The organism is Mycobacterium sp. pUA109 (genome assembly GCF_041287095.1).
Lineage (GTDB): Bacteria > Actinomycetota > Actinomycetes > Mycobacteriales > Mycobacteriaceae > Mycobacterium.
Map to the genome: position 1 here is coordinate 20,416 of NZ_JBGGKS010000003.1, position 17,122 is coordinate 37,537.

The 17,122-nt window shown below is 68.1% G+C and carries 16 protein-coding genes, 1 tRNA gene and 1 pseudogene; 9 read left to right on the top strand and 9 right to left on the bottom strand.

The window, feature by feature from the left end; translation table 11 throughout:
* Window positions 1-105 precede the first annotated feature (105 nt).
* Window positions 106-432, bottom strand: a pseudogene (locus ACAG26_RS04095) (helix-turn-helix domain-containing protein); the annotation flags it as partial.
* Between the two features lie 363 nt (window positions 433-795).
* On the opposite strand from ACAG26_RS04095, the gene ACAG26_RS04100 reads away from it, so the two are divergent.
* Together ACAG26_RS04100 and ACAG26_RS04105 are read left to right on the top strand one after the other, a co-directional pair.
* Entirely contained in the window at window positions 796-1,479 is a 684-nt protein-coding gene (locus tag ACAG26_RS04100) for a hypothetical protein (RefSeq protein WP_370479710.1), read from the top strand.
* Between the two features lie 13 nt (window positions 1,480-1,492).
* The gene (locus tag ACAG26_RS04105; protein ID WP_370479712.1) at window positions 1,493-2,362 is read left to right on the top strand and encodes a hypothetical protein; all 870 of its coding nucleotides are present in this window, start codon (window positions 1,493-1,495) and stop codon (window positions 2,360-2,362) included.
* 185 nt (window positions 2,363-2,547) lie between these two features.
* On the opposite strand, the gene ACAG26_RS04110 is transcribed toward ACAG26_RS04105, so the two are convergent.
* The 6 genes from ACAG26_RS04110 to ACAG26_RS04135 all read right to left on the bottom strand — a co-directional run bounded on the left by ACAG26_RS04110 (window position 2,548) and on the right by ACAG26_RS04135 (window position 8,935).
* Window positions 2,548-2,624: transfer RNA gene (locus ACAG26_RS04110), tRNA-Ala, on the bottom strand.
* 144 nt (window positions 2,625-2,768) lie between these two features.
* Entirely contained in the window at window positions 2,769-3,170 is a 402-nt protein-coding gene (locus ACAG26_RS04115; protein ID WP_370479715.1) for a DUF6262 family protein, read from the bottom strand.
* Window positions 3,167-5,398, bottom strand: coding sequence for a tyrosine-type recombinase/integrase (locus ACAG26_RS04120; protein WP_370479717.1), 2,232 nt, complete (start codon window positions 5,396-5,398; stop codon window positions 3,167-3,169). Before ACAG26_RS04120 ends, ACAG26_RS04115 begins: the two co-directional genes overlap by 4 nt.
* Entirely contained in the window at window positions 5,385-6,590 is a 1,206-nt protein-coding gene (locus ACAG26_RS04125) for a tyrosine-type recombinase/integrase (protein ID WP_370479721.1), read from the bottom strand. The genes ACAG26_RS04120 and ACAG26_RS04125 overlap by 14 nt, the downstream gene beginning before the upstream one ends.
* 16 nt (window positions 6,591-6,606) lie before the next feature.
* Window positions 6,607-7,839 carry an ImmA/IrrE family metallo-endopeptidase gene (locus tag ACAG26_RS04130; protein ID WP_370479723.1) on the bottom strand — a complete coding sequence of 411 codons (1,233 nt, stop codon included), beginning with the start codon at window positions 7,837-7,839 and terminating at the stop codon, window positions 6,607-6,609.
* A 70-nt stretch (window positions 7,840-7,909) separates the two neighbouring features.
* Window positions 7,910-8,935: a hypothetical protein gene (locus ACAG26_RS04135; RefSeq protein WP_370479726.1), complete on the bottom strand. Its 1,026-nt coding sequence runs from the start codon at window positions 8,933-8,935 to the stop codon at window positions 7,910-7,912.
* A 26-nt stretch (window positions 8,936-8,961) separates the two neighbouring features.
* On the opposite strand from ACAG26_RS04135, the gene ACAG26_RS04140 reads away from it, so the two are divergent.
* From ACAG26_RS04140 to ACAG26_RS04160, 5 genes are read left to right on the top strand one after another with little or no spacing between them, the layout of a single operon-like run.
* Window positions 8,962-9,750, top strand: coding sequence for a type II secretion system F family protein (locus ACAG26_RS04140; protein WP_370479728.1), 789 nt, complete (start codon window positions 8,962-8,964; stop codon window positions 9,748-9,750).
* The gene (locus ACAG26_RS04145) at window positions 9,747-10,328 is read left to right on the top strand and encodes a type II secretion system F family protein (protein ID WP_370479730.1); all 582 of its coding nucleotides are present in this window, start codon (window positions 9,747-9,749) and stop codon (window positions 10,326-10,328) included. The genes ACAG26_RS04140 and ACAG26_RS04145 overlap by 4 nt, the downstream gene beginning before the upstream one ends.
* Before the next feature lie 24 nt (window positions 10,329-10,352).
* On the top strand, window positions 10,353-10,559 hold the full coding sequence (locus ACAG26_RS04150; RefSeq protein ID WP_370479732.1) for a DUF4244 domain-containing protein: 207 nt from the start codon (window positions 10,353-10,355) through the stop codon (window positions 10,557-10,559).
* A 35-nt stretch (window positions 10,560-10,594) separates the two neighbouring features.
* Window positions 10,595-10,885, top strand: a complete 291-nt coding sequence (locus ACAG26_RS04155; protein WP_370480381.1) for a TadE family type IV pilus minor pilin — start codon at window positions 10,595-10,597, stop codon at window positions 10,883-10,885.
* Between the two features lie 16 nt (window positions 10,886-10,901).
* Window positions 10,902-11,204, top strand: a complete 303-nt coding sequence (locus ACAG26_RS04160) for an Rv3654c family TadE-like protein (RefSeq protein ID WP_370479735.1) — start codon at window positions 10,902-10,904, stop codon at window positions 11,202-11,204.
* 3 nt (window positions 11,205-11,207) lie between these two features.
* On the opposite strand, the gene ACAG26_RS04165 is transcribed toward ACAG26_RS04160, so the two are convergent.
* Window positions 11,208-12,248, bottom strand: a complete 1,041-nt coding sequence (locus tag ACAG26_RS04165) for a PAS domain-containing protein (RefSeq protein ID WP_370479737.1) — start codon at window positions 12,246-12,248, stop codon at window positions 11,208-11,210.
* A 578-nt stretch (window positions 12,249-12,826) separates the two neighbouring features.
* On the opposite strand from ACAG26_RS04165, the gene ACAG26_RS04170 reads away from it, so the two are divergent.
* A complete protein-coding gene (locus tag ACAG26_RS04170; RefSeq protein WP_370479740.1) occupies window positions 12,827-13,039 on the top strand; it encodes a hypothetical protein in 213 nt (70 codons plus the stop codon).
* A gap of 59 nt (window positions 13,040-13,098) precedes the next feature.
* The gene (locus tag ACAG26_RS04175; protein WP_370479742.1) at window positions 13,099-14,454 is read left to right on the top strand and encodes a hypothetical protein; all 1,356 of its coding nucleotides are present in this window, start codon (window positions 13,099-13,101) and stop codon (window positions 14,452-14,454) included.
* A gap of 36 nt (window positions 14,455-14,490) precedes the next feature.
* Here the strand turns inward: ACAG26_RS04175 and ACAG26_RS04180 are convergent, their stop codons facing one another.
* Window positions 14,491-16,824 (bottom strand): DEAD/DEAH box helicase, encoded by a 2,334-nt coding sequence (locus tag ACAG26_RS04180; RefSeq protein ID WP_370479744.1) that lies wholly within the window; start codon window positions 16,822-16,824, stop codon window positions 14,491-14,493.
* Window positions 16,825-17,122: the final 298 nt, after the last annotated feature.

Below are 17,122 nucleotides of genomic sequence, written 5' to 3' on the forward strand. Positions count from 1 at the left end.
TCACCAGCACCGCCCCAGAAACCTGTCGACATGCCCGTTCGGCCGCACGCCGCCCACGGCCGGCCATCCACTAGAGTTTTCAACACCTATTCACACAGGTCCCCTCGACCAGTGCGTGACCGCCAACGATTCCGGTGGCGGCTCCAACGTCGCCGCCAAGATCGCCGCATCATCGACCGTCTTGGGCCGGCCACTGCGCGGCTCGTCGGCAAGTCCGTCAACCCCGAATGCGGCGAACCGGTCCCGCCACTTAATCACCGTCGGCCGCGAGACCCCCACTTGCCGCGCCGCGCCCGAGGTGCCAGCGCCGTCGGCAACAGCCAACACGATCCGTGCCCGCTCGGCATGACCGGCAGACACCGTCGAGGACCGAGTCCACGACTCCAACGTCACACGATCTTCAGGACTGATCACCAGTACGGATGACGGCATACACCATCATCCCACACTGTAAACTAATTAATGACGCACGACACTAGCTACCTCCCCATTCACAGGATTTCAGGTCTTGCGTTATCTACAGCTGATGCAGTGGTGGCTATGACGCCTATTCGCTTGTCGCGGTCAAGTTATCTATCGGTATTCGCCGAAAGCTCTGTCTCGCAAGCGGCCCGCCGGTCGCTTCGCCGAGGGGCGTGTTCGTGAGCGGGGGCGGAATCGGGTGCGCGACCCGCGGCGGCTGTGGAGACCCTTCGACGCGCAAACAGGTAGTCCACTACGCGTGTGCGCAAGTAAGGGGACCAGTGATGCTTGTCGTCAGTCCATTGGTTCTGTGACACTTAGAAAGGTTATGCGATGGGCACGTGGGTGTTTCAGGGTGACGACGCGCCGTCGAATCCTCCTCCAGCAGAGGATTATGTGCCTGGGCCGATGCCGAAGGTGAATCCGACTAAAGCGCCAAACGGAAATGACAGCGGGGCGCTGTGGTGGGACCACGACGACCCGGGCGGCGCTGGCGCCGACGGAATCGGCGGCGCCGTTGGAGCGCCAGGTCTCCAGGGGCTCAATGGTGGTGACACACCCCAGGGCTACAAGCTGATCCTGCCCCCAGGTACCGACACCACGCTGACGCTGGTGATGGCGGGAGGCAATGGACAGCCGGGCGGTACCGGCGGGAAGGGCGGCGCCGGCGGGGAAGGCCAAGACGGCGGTGACGGCGACGACGAGCAGCCTCCCGGGAATGGGGGACGTGGCGGCGCCGGCGGCCCGGGCGGGCCGGGAGGTCCAGGCGGAGATGGCGGAAACAGCTACGACGTGCAGGTGATCATCTCACCGGATGTGAAGTTCACCTCGATCACCCAGCAAACTCATCAAGGGCTCGGTGGCCGCTCGGGTGATGGCGGGGATGGCGGTGATCCCGGGCCGGGTGGTTTCGGCGGCAACAGCGGCCCGCAGGCACCAGGCGGATTTCCCGGACCGAAGGGCCCGCAGGGACCACGGGGTCACGACGGGTTTATCGGCCAATTTCACTTGATCTGATTGGAGAGGTTTGATGAGAACAGCAAAAAAGCAAGACATGCTTGTGGTCGGCGAGTGTGAGTGCCCGCCGCCGGCCCCACCGGCGCCGGGATGGATCTCGCTGGATTTGGGACACATTGCCGCCGAGTCGCTGGCAGGCGGTGTGATGACGTTCACCAATTTGGACACCGCCGCCCAGCAGCGAATCGACCTGGCCCACTTCGCCGATCCGTGCTTTTGGCTAATCCCTGGACGCTACCGGGTAGCGGTCAATCTCGTTGGACATGAACCGTTCCGCAGTGTGGTCCAGGTGGTGTCCGGGCAACAAGCTCAGGTACGTCCCGAGTTGGTGAAGGCGTCGGCGCCGGCCCCGACACTGCATGACATCCTGCACGAACTGCAAGTTGGCGAACTCGGCGTTGATCCCCGCGATCTCACCGTGCCCGCCGGGCAGACTGTGGTGCTGACCTCGGATCATCCGGTCTATAAGTCGGATTGGCAGCCCGTCACCCTCGCCAACGTCGATGACGCCAAACGGGTCATCGGAATCTCCAACGCCACGTGGGGCGTCGATACCGCCCGCTACGGCACGGCCGCGTACCCCTTCACCCCCGCGGCATCGGCGGAGCGGGCCGCCAAGGAATACATCTTCGGGAACTCGGAAACCGTCTCAGAGTGGAAAAACCACATCAACAACACCATCTTCAACGAAGCCTGGACCTTCGCTTTATTCACCTACGGAGTGGTGACCATCAACCGTGGCGGAGTACTGCGAATCAACGACAAATCCAGCTTCTTCATCTGCCAAAAACTGCGGATGCATGTCACGGCCAAACTCGACATCAGAGGCAAAGGGCCGGGCCTGATCTGGCCCGCGGCCTACGAATCATTTTGTGGCGATTAAAAGGTGCGCCGCGATCCATAGCAGCGTGTCGCCGCTGCGCGATGACTGCCAGCATCGCACACCTCGGTGAGCAGACCCGAGCTGGCACTACACGAGGCCGTCATGGGAGGCACCGCCGGCGGCCGCGCGGGAGCGCCGCGCCCCTGCATTGCTGCTCGACACGCTCGTCAATGCAGGAGAGTTACCGTGGAACACGGGGAATCGAACCCCGATCTGAGCCCCGCAAAGGCTCCGTTCCGTTCTACCGTTGAACTATGGCCCCGTCGTGGACATGACCGCGACAGCATCCGCGGGTCACAGCCCCTTCCCTCTCCTCAGATAAGGCGCGAATAAGCCCGCTTCCAGACCCGCGCCACGTCGGTGACACCATTACAGAAAGGTTGGGTGCGGGGCGCCGGCGGCGTCGTTAGCCGCCGGCGCTGTATCTTTCGAGTTCTCCGTGCAGGACCGCTATGGTGCGGTCGCGCTCGCGCAGCGCGGCTCGTAGTTCGGCGATTTGGGTGTCTTTGGCGACCAGCCGGTTGCGTAGCGCGGCGATGATGCTCGATTCGCCGCTGCCGGATGCCGGCGGGTCTTGGGCGGGGGTCGCCGTGACGGTTCGGTGGGTTTCGATCTTGGCCAGCAGGGCGGGCCGGCGGTGGATGCTTTTGCGGGTGACCCTGGCTCGGCGGGCCACACTGCTGATGCTGATCGGGGCCTTCTCACGGCGCAGCTCTTTGAGGGCCTTCAACGCCCGGGTGTCGACCGAATCTCGCCTTATCTGCGTGGCGGCCTCCAAGGCGGCCAGGGAGGCTCGTGTGACCGTCACGGTTGCTCCGGACGCGGGTCGGCTTTGCGTAGCGCCGAATCGTGGGCGCCGCGGGTGGCGATCGGCTCCAAGGGCAGCCGCCGGGCGGTGCCGGCGCCGGCGACCGCGGCGTTGTGGGCGGCTTCATCAGCCGCCAGCCGTTTGAGGATGGCTTGCAGGGAGTTCAACTCGCGCAGCCGTTCGCGGACCCAGACGTTATCGTCGGTGAGCTCACGACCGGTGCGTTGCCGATATTGCTGGCGCCGCAGTTCGATCAGCGCGCGAGTTTTGGTGTGCTGATCGCGCAGCTCGGCGGCGTGGGTGACGTCGGTGGCGAAATGCCCGCACGACAGGCAGGCATTGCCTTTGTCGCACGTCTTCAATGGCGGAAGCAGGCAAACTCCATTCGGCAGCACCCGGTCAGTTCGTGCTGACAGCTGAGTCATGTCGAGGATGTCAGCGGGGCTGATCGCGATCTCGACGCCGTGGGCGCCGATCTTTTTGTGCTTGAGGAACTCGGCCTCGGCAGTCGCGGCCAATGTAGCGGCATAGCGCATCGTCATCTCCGGGCTCTTGTGCCCGAGATAGCGCTGCACCACATGGATGGGTACCCCATCATTGAGCAACTCTGTTGCACGGGTATGCCTCAGGCGATGGGTCTGGGTGAACCGCAACGGGTTACCGGCGGCATCGGTCAGGCCGTGCAGTTTGTCCAGTTTGGCCAATGACAAGTTGTAGCTCGCATACGGCCGCGGCCGGCGGCCCGCCAGGTTTTGTTTGACTCCGATGAACAGATACTTCGGTGTCAGGTTGGGGTGGGCGGCGGCCAGCCAGCGTTGCTGTTCGGTGATCACGTTGACCACGGCTTGTTCAACCAGGATTGTCGGGGTGACACCGTCGACCTTGGTCTGCTGATAACGCAGCTTGGCGACGAACGCATCCGGGTCATCGGAATCGGTCGGACGTTCAGCGCCGGGGATGGGCTGCAGCGGCTGGTGGTCGAGCATCAGGATTTCTGAGGCCCGCCGCCCGGTCAGGGCTTGCAGCAGCCAGATCCGGGCGGCTTGGGGATCACCGAGGCCCTTGATGATGGAGGCGGTGCCGTCGGGATGGGTCAGGGCGACCAGGGTGCCGCGGTCGGCGGCGAGCACGTCGAGGTAGGTCAGCATCTGCTGCAGTTCGCCGGTGGAATACCAGCTCAGCTCGCGGACGCGGTTGGCGCGCCGCGTCCGAAACGCCGGCCCCCACAACCGGGTGTGCGCGTCGGTCAGTGCCAGCCAGCGCGGCTCCCCGGTGGCCGCGGCGGCTTCGGGGGCATGGTCCACCATGAAGGTGTAGAACACCTGGGTGTAGGACTGGGTGGCATCGATGGCGCTGGAGGTCAACGGCTTGTCCGGGCTGGCGGCCGCAGCCGGGGAGCGCAGATATTCACTGAACTCGGTGAAGATCAGCCGCAACCTCGCGGGGTCATCGGCCAGCGCCGGATCGGTGTAGCCGCGTTCGGTGGCGAACGCGCCGAAGTGTCGGGCCATGTCGCGGGCCCGCTCGACGGCGGAGGACCAGCGCAACAATTCCGCATCCAGGGCGGTGCGCAGCCAAAACCGCACGCCCTCACGCAGCCAGGCCGGGGTGATCGCGCCGATCTTCACCGACTGGTCGTGACCGGGTTCGTGTTCGCGTTGCGGGATGCGCGGATCAGCGCGCAGATCCCAGATGTCATGGGTCCACCAGGCGGTGTCGGTGGTGCGCACCGATAGGTACAGGTGCAGGTGCTCGATGAGGTGGGTGACGTTGCGCCGCGTGCCAGGCGAAGGCAGCCGGGCATTGCGCTTTTCGAACGCCAGCACCGCGTGGCGCACGATCGCCGCCGCGGCCAGGTCAGTGATGCTCGCTGGCGGGCTCCCATGCTGGGTGCGATACTCGGCTGCGGCCGCGACGAGGGCTTGGCTGGCCCACTTGAGCACCGCGGGTTCGATTTTGCGTAGGCCTTCGTGGTGACACAGCCACACCCACCATGCCAACTCCTGGGCGAAGCGCGGCGGCGCCCCGACCGGGCTGAAATCATGCTCGAGTGATCCGCGATGCTCACGCAGGTAGTAGCGGTTCTGCATGAACACCGCATTGGCTGGAGCGGTATCGATGCGGTACACCGGTCGCCGCCACCCCTCGGGGACGGTGGCCCACTGGGCATCCCAGCCCGGCAACACTGCCTGCGCTGGACATCCGGTGGGGTTGTCACGGCTGGGCATCGTGGAGTCCTTTCCAGCCGGCGACATAGTTTTTCCAGCTGGCCAGCGACCGCATTTCAGCGTCTTGGGTGACCCAGCCGTACGTGGACAAGGTGGTCTGCACATCGGCGTGGCCGAGCCGGCGCATCACCACGTGCTCGGGGACCCCGGCCAGCAGCAGCGCGGTGGCATGGGTGTGCCGAAGCCAGTGCGGCGTCCACCCTTCAGGCAGACTGGGCTGAGCCCGTTTGATGGCCCGCACTTTGTCGTACACGGTCTCGACCCGCATGGCGGCGAACCGGGTCCCGTGAACGAGGTTGACGAACACGAAGTGGCGGGCCAGATCCGGCACCTCGATATCAGCGGCCATCGCCACGAGCTGCCACACGTATTCGGAGTACAAGGCTTCCAGGTCGTCGCCGACATAGACGCGTCGTGACCCGGTTTTGACCCGGACCCCGTGCGGGTGGTCCTGGCGGTCGACGACCTCGATGAACGGGGTGGCACCGGCACCGATATGGAAGTCATGGTGGCGCAATGACAGTGCCTCCCCGAGCCGCATGCCGGTCTCGGCCAGCACGGCGAACAGCAGCCGGTTGCGCACCGCGGCAGCCCCGCCCGACCAGTTGCCCTCGGCGTTCTGCGTCGAGCAGGCATCCAAGATGGTGTTGACCTGTGGTGGGGTCAACACCGGGGTCGTGGCGCGGTTGCCGGCGCGCATCCGATAGATCGGGTGATCGCCGTGGCGCTGCGGCCCGACGCCATCGAGGAAGCCGACGTAGCGGCGATAGCGCCGCCAGCTACCACGGGAGGTGAACAACCTGCGGTACGGCGTATCAAGATGGTGGGCGTCGGCGTGGTAGCGGTACATCGACAACACCGCTGCGGCCCGCGGTTGCAGCGAGGAGGCTGCCAGCCGCTGCTGCGGCGGCCCGATCCGGGCTGCGCCGGGCAGATCCCCGGTCCGCAAAAACTGCAGGAACTGCCCAAACACTGTGGTGGGGAAGTCGTCCCAGGGATGGCCGGTGTGATCGAGCACCGAAAACCAGTCGGCGATGCCCGCGGCGTAAGCGCGCACCGTGTGCGGGGAAGCTCCGCCCTCACGTAAGAACCGCAGATACTCCGCAGCCGGCCCGATCGGCAGCCCATCATCGCCGACCACGGTGTAGGTGTCGGGTTCTGCGTCAAAGCTGACTCGCTGCGCCCGCGCCACCACTGCCCCCTCGTGGTTACCCGCGCCTGGGCCCGTGCTGGGACAACACGATCACATTGTCGCTGACGCGGCCGCGGCCACCGGCCATCACCGGGACCGGCTCATCATCGCGATCCCCGGCGCCGGTACCGTTGCGCTGCCCGGCCATGAAATCTTCCAGCACATCCTGAGGCCACATCAGGTCGTAAGGGGCCAGCATCGCTGCGCTGCGGGCCGAAAACGCGATCTCCAGCCACCTACTGATCAACAACGGCCGCTCCACGTCACGGTCATTCCACCCCGGCTCCACCCGACCCCACGTGGTGTCGGTTTCGGTGTTGACCCGGGTATACAACTGACGGCGCAACGCCTCGAACCGGTCTTCGGTCAACAGCCCGGAAACATGCAAATGCCGCAACAGCGCTCCCAGCGAGATGCCCCACTTGGCCTTCACCGGCAACAACTCGGCCAGCGAAGGCGCACGCGAAACCTCCTGCGCCAACACCGCCGCCGGCGCCAGCAACTCCGAAGCGAACGCCGAGGCCTGCTCCTCACGTTCCTCGGTAACACTGCCCGAGGCGTGCAACGACAAATGTCCGAGCTCATGGGCCAGCGTCCACCGGGTCCGCTCCCAGGAATTCGACTGGCGCACCACAATCAACGGCCGAGTGTTGAACTCACCCACCCGCACCGAATACCCCAGATGCTTATCTAACTTGCCAGTCGAATCCTCATCACCAAGGACCCGACGCGACGAGGACGTCAGCAACCGGCGCACCACGATCACCACACCGGCCCGCTCGATCTCATGCGTCAAATATTCGATCGGCACATCGGCGTCAAACCCCAACGCCTGGCGCACCACCTCGGCCGCCTGGGCCACCGGGGTATGCGAAGCCTGAACCGGAAGCCGCACCGGCGGCAACTGCGCACGACTATCCAGAAAGTCGAGGAATTCCCCCGCCAGCGCAGCGAACTGGGCAAGATACTCCCGCTCGGTCACCGTGATCGAGCGCGGCGCCCGAAACAACAAATCCGACGGATGCACACGCGAGGACGGCGCGGTGATGAAAAACTTCGCCGGGAAACGCAACACCTCAACGAGCCGTTCGAAATCCTCGACCGGCACCGAAGTAGTAGTCGACTTCTCCAACCGGTTGAGCCGAGAATGCTTCCAGCCCAACGCCTCCATCACCGCGGTCACCGTCATCGACCGCATCACCCGGGCCTGATTGACTCGCAGCCCATAAACTTGCACCGTCGTCTTCATCGCAGCCCCGATTCAACAACGACCCCACGACATGACCCCCGCGACTCACCCGCACAGCTCAACCCGCCAACTAAGCCGGCTCGTCGGGATCGTGGGTGCCCGACCCCGCCACCGGCGGCTCCAAATCGCCGAAAGTGCTTGCCGGCCCGGCAGTCCGCTTCGGCAAGGCCAGCAGCGGAGACTCCGTCACCGGCGGCAACGGCGACGTCGCCAAGATCTGCACCCGGGAGGCACTGTCCGCGTCGATGACTGCTGCCAACTCGGCCTCCGCGAGACCACACCCATCCTCGGTGGGCCACCACAACGAAAAGATGTCCGGCTTGCCCGCCGCAGTCGTCTTCGGAGCCGGGAACAGCTCCGTATCGGAACCCTCGTCGAGAGGCATCTGCTTGTTCGGCTCGGTCGATGCCCGTACCAGCTCTTGCCCACCCCCGCCGGGCGTAGTGACGATACGCACCCGGTCGCCATGCAGCACCTTCGAGGGCCAGCGCCGCACCCGCAGACCCATTCCTCGGCCGTTCGACAGCTGCACCGAGAGCCCGCTGCCGCACCGCGACACCAACGTGTCCCACGGGTTGGGCCCCCGCAGCTCCCGCATCCGCAACACCATCAACCGGACATCCGTGCAAAACGCCTGCCCATGAATGTCCCGCGGAGCGTCGAACTCCGGCTTCCACTTCTCGCCCACCTTGGGAATCGCCCGCTCGATGTCGTAGCGCAGCGTCGCAAACGACGGCCGATGATCGGACACCACCCGATCCAACCAACCCTGTAGGTTCATGCGGCGAATTTCGCACGCCAAAGCAGCCCGGGCAAGCAACCCGCCCGGTGTGTCGTCGGCCCAATTTTCTAGGTATCCCCACAATCGTAGGCTACAGTAGTCCACGATAAACACCGCAGATAAACACGCATTTTTGCTGCGAAATTTTGCTTCAACTACTGATAAGATGACCAGGTGTTGGTGCACCTCGGGCGCGACCGGGCCGGGCGGCGTCGGCTTGCCGAGATCGCCGTGCTGCGCCGAACCGATGCCGGGCCGGTCCGGGCGGTGACCGTCTGGCGAGCCGATCACGGGACGGTCGACGAGACGCTGCATCGGCTGTTGCGCAACCGGGCACCGACGTGACCGGGCCGGTGGCCGCGGCGCTGGTATTGGCGGGGGCGCTGCTGGTGGCGCCATCGTCGGTGCGGCGGCGGGTCGGGGTGCCACGCCGCCGGTGGCCCGCCGGGTGGGTCGTCAGCTGCGCCGCGGCCGCCGCGGTGGCCGTGCTGCCGGCGGCGGTGCTGCTCGCCGCGGCGTTGGCGGGGGCGACCGCGACCGTGCGCTACCGCCGCCGGCGGCGCCTGCAGCGCAACCGCGACGAGAGCTCGGCGCTGGCATCCGCGTTGGAGGTGCTGGTTGGCGAGTTGGGCGTCGGTGCCCAGCCGGTGCGGGCCGTCGCGGTTGCGGCCGCCGAAACCGAGACCCCGGAGGTCGGGGCGGCGCTGCGCGGGGTGGCCGCCCGCGCCCGCCTGGGCGCCGACGTACCCGCCGGGCTGCGCGACACGGCCGCGTCGTCGACGCTCGCCGCCCACTGGGAGCGGCTGGCGATGTGTTGGCAGCTCGCCGAGCACCACGGCCTGGCGATGGTCACGCTGCTGCGCACCGCGCAGCGTGACCTCACTGAGCGGCAACGGTTTTCGACGGCCGTGACGGCCAGCCTGGCTGGTGCCCGCGCCACCGCGGCCATCCTGGCCGCCCTACCGGTGCTCGGTGTGCTGCTGGGCCAGCTGATCGGGGCAGCCCCGCTGCGGTTCTTGTTGGGCGGGCACACCGGCGGCGGGTTGCTGGTGGCGGGGGTGACGCTGACCTGTGCCGGATTGCTGTGGTCGGACCGGATCACCGACCGGGTGACGGGCGCCCGGGCATGAGCAGCACCGCGGCGGTGTTGTTGGCCCTGGCGTTATGGACCGGGCCAGCGTCGCCGCGGGCCCGGGCCGGCCGGTACACCGGCGCCCCGCGGCCGCAACGGCCGCACGCCGCGGCCGACCCGCTGGCACTGGCCTCCAGCCTGGACCTGCTGGCCGTCTGCCTGGCCGCCGGCATGGCGGTGTCGGCCGCCGCCGCCGCGACCGCGCCCGCCGCGCCGCCGCGGCTGGCACGGGTGCTGCAGCGCGCCGCCGCCCTGCTCGCGGTGGGTGCGGATCCGGGCGTCGCCTGGTCAACGCCGCCCGGGACCGCCGAGGCGGACGACCCGCACACCGAGGCGCTGCTTGGGCTGGCCCGGCGCTCGGCCCGCTCGGGCGCGGCGCTGGCCGACGGCGTGGCCGATCTGGCCGCCCAGTGCCGCCACGACGCGAGCCAGTCAGCGGTCGCGGCCGCCGAACGCGCCGGGGTGCTGATCGCCGGGCCGCTCGGGTTGTGCTTCCTGCCGGCGTTCGTCTGTGTGGGCATCGTGCCGACGGTGGCCGGGCTGGCCGGCCGCGTGCTGCAGGCGGGCCTGCTGTGACGGAAATCCACCGAGGAGGACACGATGAAGGGACTCAACACGTTTCGGGCGCTGCAGACCCGGCTGGCCTGGTTGGCCGTCGACGAGTCGGGGATGTCGACCGTCGAATATGCGATCGGCACCGTTGCGGCGGCCGCGTTCGGCGCGATCCTGTACACGGTGGTCACCGGCGATTCCATCGTGGCGGCGCTGACCCGCATCATCGGCCGCGCCCTGAACACCAAGGTGTAGTCGACGATGTCGGCACCAGCACCGTCGAGGGCGCGCTGGCCATCGCCGCATTGGTCGCGGTGCTGGCGCTGTGCGTGGCCGGCGTCACCGCGGTGGCCATGCAGGTCCGCTGTATCGACGCCGCCCGGGAAGCCGCCCGGCTGGCCGCCCGCGGCGATGACCGCGCCGCGGTCGCGGTGGCCCGGCAGATCGCGCCCGGCGGGGCGACGGTGGGGCTGCGACGCGACGGCGGGTTTGTCGTCGCGACAGTCACCGCTCGGTCGAACCTGCTGCCCGCCCTGGCCATCACGGGAAGCGGGGTGTCGGCCGTCGAACCCGGACGGTGACCGGGGTTCGGCCACTGTGCTGGCGGCGGCGATGGTGGCCGTGCTGGTGTGCCTCACCGGCGGCGGCGCCTACCTTGGTGCGGCGGTGCGGGCTCGGCATACGGCGCAGGCCACCGCCGATTTGGCCGCGCTGGCCGCGGCCGCCGCGTTGCCCGGCGGAGCCCAGGCGGCGTGCGCCCGCGCCACGGGGGTGGTGGACCGGATGGCCGCGCGACCCGCCGGGTGCGTGGTGCGGGGACTGGATGTCGTGGTCACCGTCGAGGTGCCGGTCGCGGGTGTCGGATCGGCGCGGGCCGCCGCGCGGGCCGGCCCCGCGTAGGGGCTACGACGACGCCGGCGTGTCGGCCTCGCGCAGCTGCGCCGCGGCGAGTTCGTCGGCGGTCGGCAGACGCAACGCGACCAGCCCGGCGAAGGTGTTGTCGTCGAGTTCGACGCGGTTGACGGTGACGTGCAACGGCACCCAGGACCCGTCATGGCCACGCAGCCGCAGCACCCGGGCGGTGGCCCCGACCGCGAATTCCGCCGTCATCGGCCGCATCAGATGCTCATCGTCGGGATGGATCCGTTGCGCGCTGGTCTCGGTGGCCCGCCAGTCGTAGAACGGGCACGGCTCGTCGAGCCATTTCAGCAGTGTCCATCGCTGCAGGTCGACCAGCGCCCGATGCACTCCGGGTTGCGCCAACCCGTTGAGGATGCGCTGCGCTAGCTGGTCGGGCGGCAGCGCGCCGCCGTCGAGTTCGCCGCGCCAGTTCATCCCGCGCGAGATCAGATGCTCACCGCCGCCGGGTCCCGGCTCCAGGGCATTGCGCGCCACGAAACCCACCCGGATGGTGTTGCCCTGCCAGTCGGTGACATCCCAGCTGCTGCACAGTGTTTGACCCGGTTGGGCGTTGATCGCCAAGGCCAGGATCTTGCTTTCGTTCGGGTTGAAGTCGCGGGTCGGCAAATCCTCGGCGAAGGCCCGGCCGTGGGTGACTTCGACCTCGGGGTTCTTGCCGCTGTTGGCCAGCGATTCGGTGGTGTCGGTGGCCACCCCGAGGGTCAGATCCCACTTCAGCGGACCCGGGATCGGCCGGTCGGGCGGCTCGGTGCTCGCGGGCCCGCTCCAGACATGGACCCCGTGCACCCGGCCGTCGGACATCCGCACCGGCTCGGTGCGGATTACCCGGTCGCTCTTGGCGGTGATGCTGGCCAGGCTTTGACCGGTCTGCACCGACTCGGCGATGGCGGTCTGGATGGCGGCCAGATGCGGGTTGCGACGCAGAAACACCGAGATCGGGACGAGGTTTTTCAACTGGCGCCCTTGGGCGACCACGGCGGGTTCGTTGCCCAGCGTTTCCACGAGCAGCCAGTCGTGGGCCATACCCGAGGATTTTACCGGCCCGACGCCGCGCGGTTGGCCCGGTCGGCGCCAGGCTTACCGCGGGATTGTTGACGCCCGTCCAGCCGGCGACCACCGTCCGGTGTTAGCTGACGAGTTGCGCCGACCCCGCTGGCCCGGTAGTTTTCGGTGCACCCGAGTTCCGGGATTGGGAACGGATCGCGTTGTCCGACCGTTCGTTGAGCTGTGTCGCGTGTTCGGCATGCCCGCTCTTCTGCACCAGTCAAGAAGGCGTTGCGGGCGGCCGAGGGCACTGGTCCGTGGGAGTCGACCGTTCGAGGGGTCGGTCGATTAACTCAGAGTTGGTAGAGGCGGTGTCGTCGGTGCACACCGGCGACGGGGTGTTCGATTTCGGTGCAACTACCGATGATCCGATGCGTGCATGCGGGGGGCTCAAGTCGTTTTGGGCCTGCTGTAGGCCGCTTTTAGCTTTTGCCCTGCGGTCAAAGGGTTACGCCTAGTGGCCGGGTAGCGAGTGGAATTGAGCGATACCGCGCAGGAGTGAGCGGTGCTGGTGTGGTGCGGTGGGCTTGTCGGTGGTGGCTGTCAGCATGTTGGATATGGCAGCGCGTACTGGTTCGGGGTTGCGGCGGATCGCGGATCCGATCGTGGCCGCGGCGCCGGTGGGAGTACGGATCCGCACCCGGATCCACGTCAGCGGGGCTGAGGCGGCGGCACTGAGCGCGATGGGGACTTTTCTGGGATCGGTGTATCGCAGCGAACTCGCCCACCGGATCGGTTTAGGGGTGTTGGATCACGGATCACCGGACTGACGTCGAGCCGATGGGCCGGCGCGATCACCCGCGCCGTCGAAGACCAATACCAGCTGGGCATGCGCGCTTTGACCGCCCATATCGCCGATCTGCGGCAAGCGATCACGATGCTCGAGGCCCGGTGTGCGCTGCACCCCGGCGAGGTCGCTGCCGCCGATGAGCACCGGGGTCGTCAGCGTCGGTGGCGGGGGTATCGCAGTGCGGCTGAGCGGTTTTCCAAAACCCGGCGGCTCGCTGCCCTGCGGAACCGGCTGGCCGCCGCGGAGGCGACACTCGCGGCCGGGCATCCGTCGATAGTGGTCGGCGGTAAACGGTTGTGGCGACACTGCCAGCATCTGGATGCGGCCGAGATGACGGTCGGCCAGTGGCGGGACTGCTGGGATGCCGCTCGCTTATTTGTCACCGCCGACGGTGAATCCGGTAAAACGGGCGGCAACGAGACCATCCGCGTCGACGAGACGGGCCAGCTGCGGATCAAGGTTCCTGCCGCCCTTGTCGACACACTCGGCACCCATGTGGTGATCGGCACGCCGGTGCGCTTTAGTTACCGCGGCCACGAATGGGCGACTCGGGTCGCGGCCCGCCGCGCGGTGCGCTACGACATCGGCTACGACCCACAACGGGGCCGCTGGTATCTGCACGCCTCTTGGAAAACCAGCCCCGAACTACCACCCCCGCTGGCCGAGCTACGCGCTGGACGGGTGTTGGCCGCCGATCTCAACGCCGACCATCTGGCATGCTGCGTGCTCGATGCCTGCGGGAGCCCGGTCGGGGAGCCGACCAGCATCGCCGTCGATACCGCCGGGATGGTCGCGTCGCGCCGTGACGGGCGGGTCCGCGCAGCTATCACCACGTTGCTCGACCGCGCCGAACACACCGGCTGCTCGGCGGTCGTGGTGGAAAACCTCAACTTCGCCGACGCCCGGGCCGCCGGTCGCGAAGCCCTGGGCCGCGGGCAGCGGGGCAAACGCCTGCGCCGGGCGGTAGCCGGCATCCCCACTCGACGTTTCCGTACCCGGCTCACGTCCATGGCGGCGCGGCGGGGGATCGCGGTCATCGGTGTCGATCCCGCTTATACCAGCCGCTGGGGCACCCAACACTGGCGCGCACCCCTGCAGCAGCAGACTTCCGATCCGGCCGCCGTCACCGCACATCACGGTGCGGCGGTCGCGATCGGTAGACGTGGCCTCGGCATGAGGATCAGGCGACGGCCGGCAGGACCCCGCACCCGACAGCGGACGAGCGCGGGCACTCCACCGACCAGGCCCGACCCCCAGCCGACCGCCACACCACGACGGTGCCGCAGTCCCGGCCCACCGCCACACCCACACCGAGGCGCGCCGGTCCACCGGACAACACCCACCGCCAGCGGCCAACACCGTTCGGGCCGCACAGGACACCCTCCTGACCAGTAACCAGGAACGGTCGGTCGTCTGGTGCGGCGAAATGTGTCAGCTGTGCTGCCTCAGTTCCCTGAGCACCAGCCGCAGCACCCGGATGGCGCCGGTCTTGTCCAGCGGCTCGTTGCCGTTGCCGCACTTGGGGGATTGCACACACGACGGGCAGCCGCGGGGGCATTCGCAGGATTCGATGGCCGCCGCCGTCGCCGCCAGCCAGGTAGTCGCCGAACGGAATCCGCGTTCGGCGAATCCCGCCCCGCCCGGATAGCCGTCGTAGACGAAGACGCTGGGCAACCCGCCTAGTGCGGCCGGACCGACGGCGGTGGACAGGCCGCCGATATCGCCGCGGTCGCAGCTGGCGACCAGCGGCAGCAACCCGATCGCCGCGTGTTCGGCGGCGTGCAACGCCCCCGGGATTCGGGGCAGCTCCACACCGCGCTCTGCCAGCGCGTCCGGAGTGACCGTGTACACGACCGCGGTGGTGGCCAGCGTGGACGCCGGCATGTCCAACTCGACGAAGTCCAGCACCTCCCCGTCGAGTCGGCGGCGCAGATACCCGACGACCTGATTGGTCACGCTCACCGGAACCAGGCCCAGGCCCACCGACCCGAACGTCGCGCGTTGCCCGTCGCCGGTCACGGTGATGTCGGTGAGTTCGCGCGCGAACGTGGCGTAGCCGGGATCCTCGCTGTGCACGAAGGCGACCCCGCCGGGCAAGTCCAGCGAGTCGACCAGGTACACCTCGCCCTGGTGCAGGTACACCGCGCCGGGATGCACGGCTGCCGGGGCCTGCCCGGCGCCCACGCCGCCCAGCAGTCGTCCGGTGTCGGCCTCCACGATGGCGATTTGGCCGCCGGTCGAGCCGCGGATGTCGACCCCGGGGTGCGGATCAACCTCGGGAGCCGGGAAGTATCTGCCGGACCGGCGGCGCAGCATCCCGTCGTCGACCAGCGCCGCGGCCACCTCGGTGGCGCCCAGCTGATCGACCTCGCCCTCGTCGAGCGGGAGTTCGGTCGCTGCGCACAGCAACTGCGGCCCCAGCACGTAGGGGTTGGCGGGGTCGATGACCACCTGCTCGATCGGTTTGTCCAGCAAGGCCTCCGGGTGGTGGACCAGGTAGGTGTCCAGCGGGTCGTCGCGGGCGACCAACACGATCAGCGCGCCCTGACCGCGTCGCCCCGACCGGCCGGCCTGTTGCCAAAACGAGGTGACCGTGCCGGGAAAGCCGGCCAGCACCACCGCGTCCAGTCCGGCGATGTCAACACCCAATTCCAGTGCGCTGGTGGTGGCCAAGCCGCGCAGCTCACCGTCGGCCAACGCCTGCTCGAGGGCGCGACGGTCCTCGGCGAGGTAACCGGCGCGGTACGACGCCACCTTGTCAGCCAGTTCGGGGGCGATGTCGTGCAACCGGGCCCGGGCGCCCAGCGCGGTCAATTCCGCACCGCGGCGGGACCGCACGAAGGTCAACGTGCGCGCACCTTCGGCGATCAGATCGGCCATCACCCGGGCGGCTTCGGCGCCGGCCGACCGCCGCACCGGGGCGCCGTTCTCGCCGCCGATGTCGGCGCGCAGCGCCGGTTCCCACATCGCCACCGTGCGGGTGCCCTGCGGGGACCCGTCCTCGGTGATCTCGGTGACCGGTGCACCGATCAGCGCCGCGGCGGTGGCACCCGGTGCCGCGGTGGTGGCGCTGGCGAAGATCACCGTGGGCGTCACCGCCGGCGCCGCGGCGTAACGTGCGCATAGCCGCAGTAGGCGACGTAGCACCATCGCCACGTTCGAACCGAAAATCCCGCGGTAGTAGTGGCATTCGTCGACGACCACGAACCGCAGGCCGCGCAGGAACACCGCCCAGCGGGCGTGGTTGCGCAACAGCGACAGGTGCAGCATGTCGGGGTTGGTGAACACCCATCGGGAGCGTTCCCGGGCGAAGCGGCGCACCTCGGCGGGGCTGTCGCCGTCGTAGGCGGTGGGCGCCACGTCGCGCAGCCGCGGAATCGCGGTGGTCAGTGCCGCCGCGGTGCGCAACTGGTCATGGCCCAGCGCCTTGGTGGGCGACAGGTAAAGCACCCGGGCGCGGGCATCGGTGGCCAGCGCGTTGAGGACCGGCAGTTGGTAGGCCAGGGATTTACCCGAGGCGGTGCCGGTGCTCACCACGACGTGCCGGCCGCGGTGAGCCAGCTCGGCGGCGTCGACTTGGTGTGACCACGGCAGGCCGATGCCGCGGTCGACGAACGCGGCAACCACGTCGGGTTCGGCCCACTGCGGCCAGCGCTGCGGCGTACCGCGCCGCGCCGGGAACTCCGCGACATGGCGCAGCGGACGCTCGGCCGAATCGGTGCCGGCGAGCGCGGCGGCCAGCAGCTCGGTGCCGAAATTCGCCATTACCGTTACTGTCCTTCACCGTCGTTTCCGGAGCCCGCGGACTGAATTGTTCACCAAGCCGTTACTCAGCTGATTACCAGAGACTGTCGCTGAAGCGCCGAACATGGTTGACTGATGACGGTCGTAGCTTCTGTGTTCGTGTCCACACTTTCGCAGGATCTTTTGTTGCGGCCGCAGTTCCTGTGAGGGCGTAGGTCGGTGCAGTCCGGCGACACCACAAAGGTAGGGCGGCCGGGACGGGCCCGGGGCACCGAAACACGGTGCACCGAACTACGGTGCACCGCACCGGGTACGAAGA

Excerpts from the sequence above, each read along its gene's own strand:
- ACAG26_RS04180 (WP_370479744.1), bottom strand. The coding sequence starts at position 16,824 with ATGGCGAATTTCGGCACCGAGCTGCTGGCCGCCGCGCTCGCCGGCACC.
- ACAG26_RS04130 (WP_370479723.1), bottom strand. The coding sequence starts at position 7,839 with ATGAAGACGACGGTGCAAGTTTATGGGCTGCGAGTCAATCAGGCCCGG.
- ACAG26_RS04150 (WP_370479732.1), top strand. The coding sequence starts at position 10,353 with ATGAAGGGACTCAACACGTTTCGGGCGCTGCAGACCCGGCTGGCCTGG.
- ACAG26_RS04120 (WP_370479717.1), bottom strand. The coding sequence starts at position 5,398 with ATGCCCAGCCGTGACAACCCCACCGGATGTCCAGCGCAGGCAGTGTTG.
- ACAG26_RS04135 (WP_370479726.1), bottom strand. The coding sequence starts at position 8,935 with ATGCAGCGTCTCGTCGACCGTCCCGTGATCGGCTCGCCAGACGGTCAC.
- ACAG26_RS04170 (WP_370479740.1), top strand. The coding sequence starts at position 12,827 with ATGGCAGCGCGTACTGGTTCGGGGTTGCGGCGGATCGCGGATCCGATC.
- ACAG26_RS04105 (WP_370479712.1), top strand. The coding sequence starts at position 1,493 with ATGAGAACAGCAAAAAAGCAAGACATGCTTGTGGTCGGCGAGTGTGAG.
- ACAG26_RS04145 (WP_370479730.1), top strand. The coding sequence starts at position 9,747 with ATGAGCAGCACCGCGGCGGTGTTGTTGGCCCTGGCGTTATGGACCGGG.
- ACAG26_RS04175 (WP_370479742.1), top strand. The coding sequence starts at position 13,099 with ATGCGCGCTTTGACCGCCCATATCGCCGATCTGCGGCAAGCGATCACG.
- ACAG26_RS04100 (WP_370479710.1), top strand. The coding sequence starts at position 796 with ATGGGCACGTGGGTGTTTCAGGGTGACGACGCGCCGTCGAATCCTCCT.
- ACAG26_RS04165 (WP_370479737.1), bottom strand. The coding sequence starts at position 12,248 with ATGGCCCACGACTGGCTGCTCGTGGAAACGCTGGGCAACGAACCCGCC.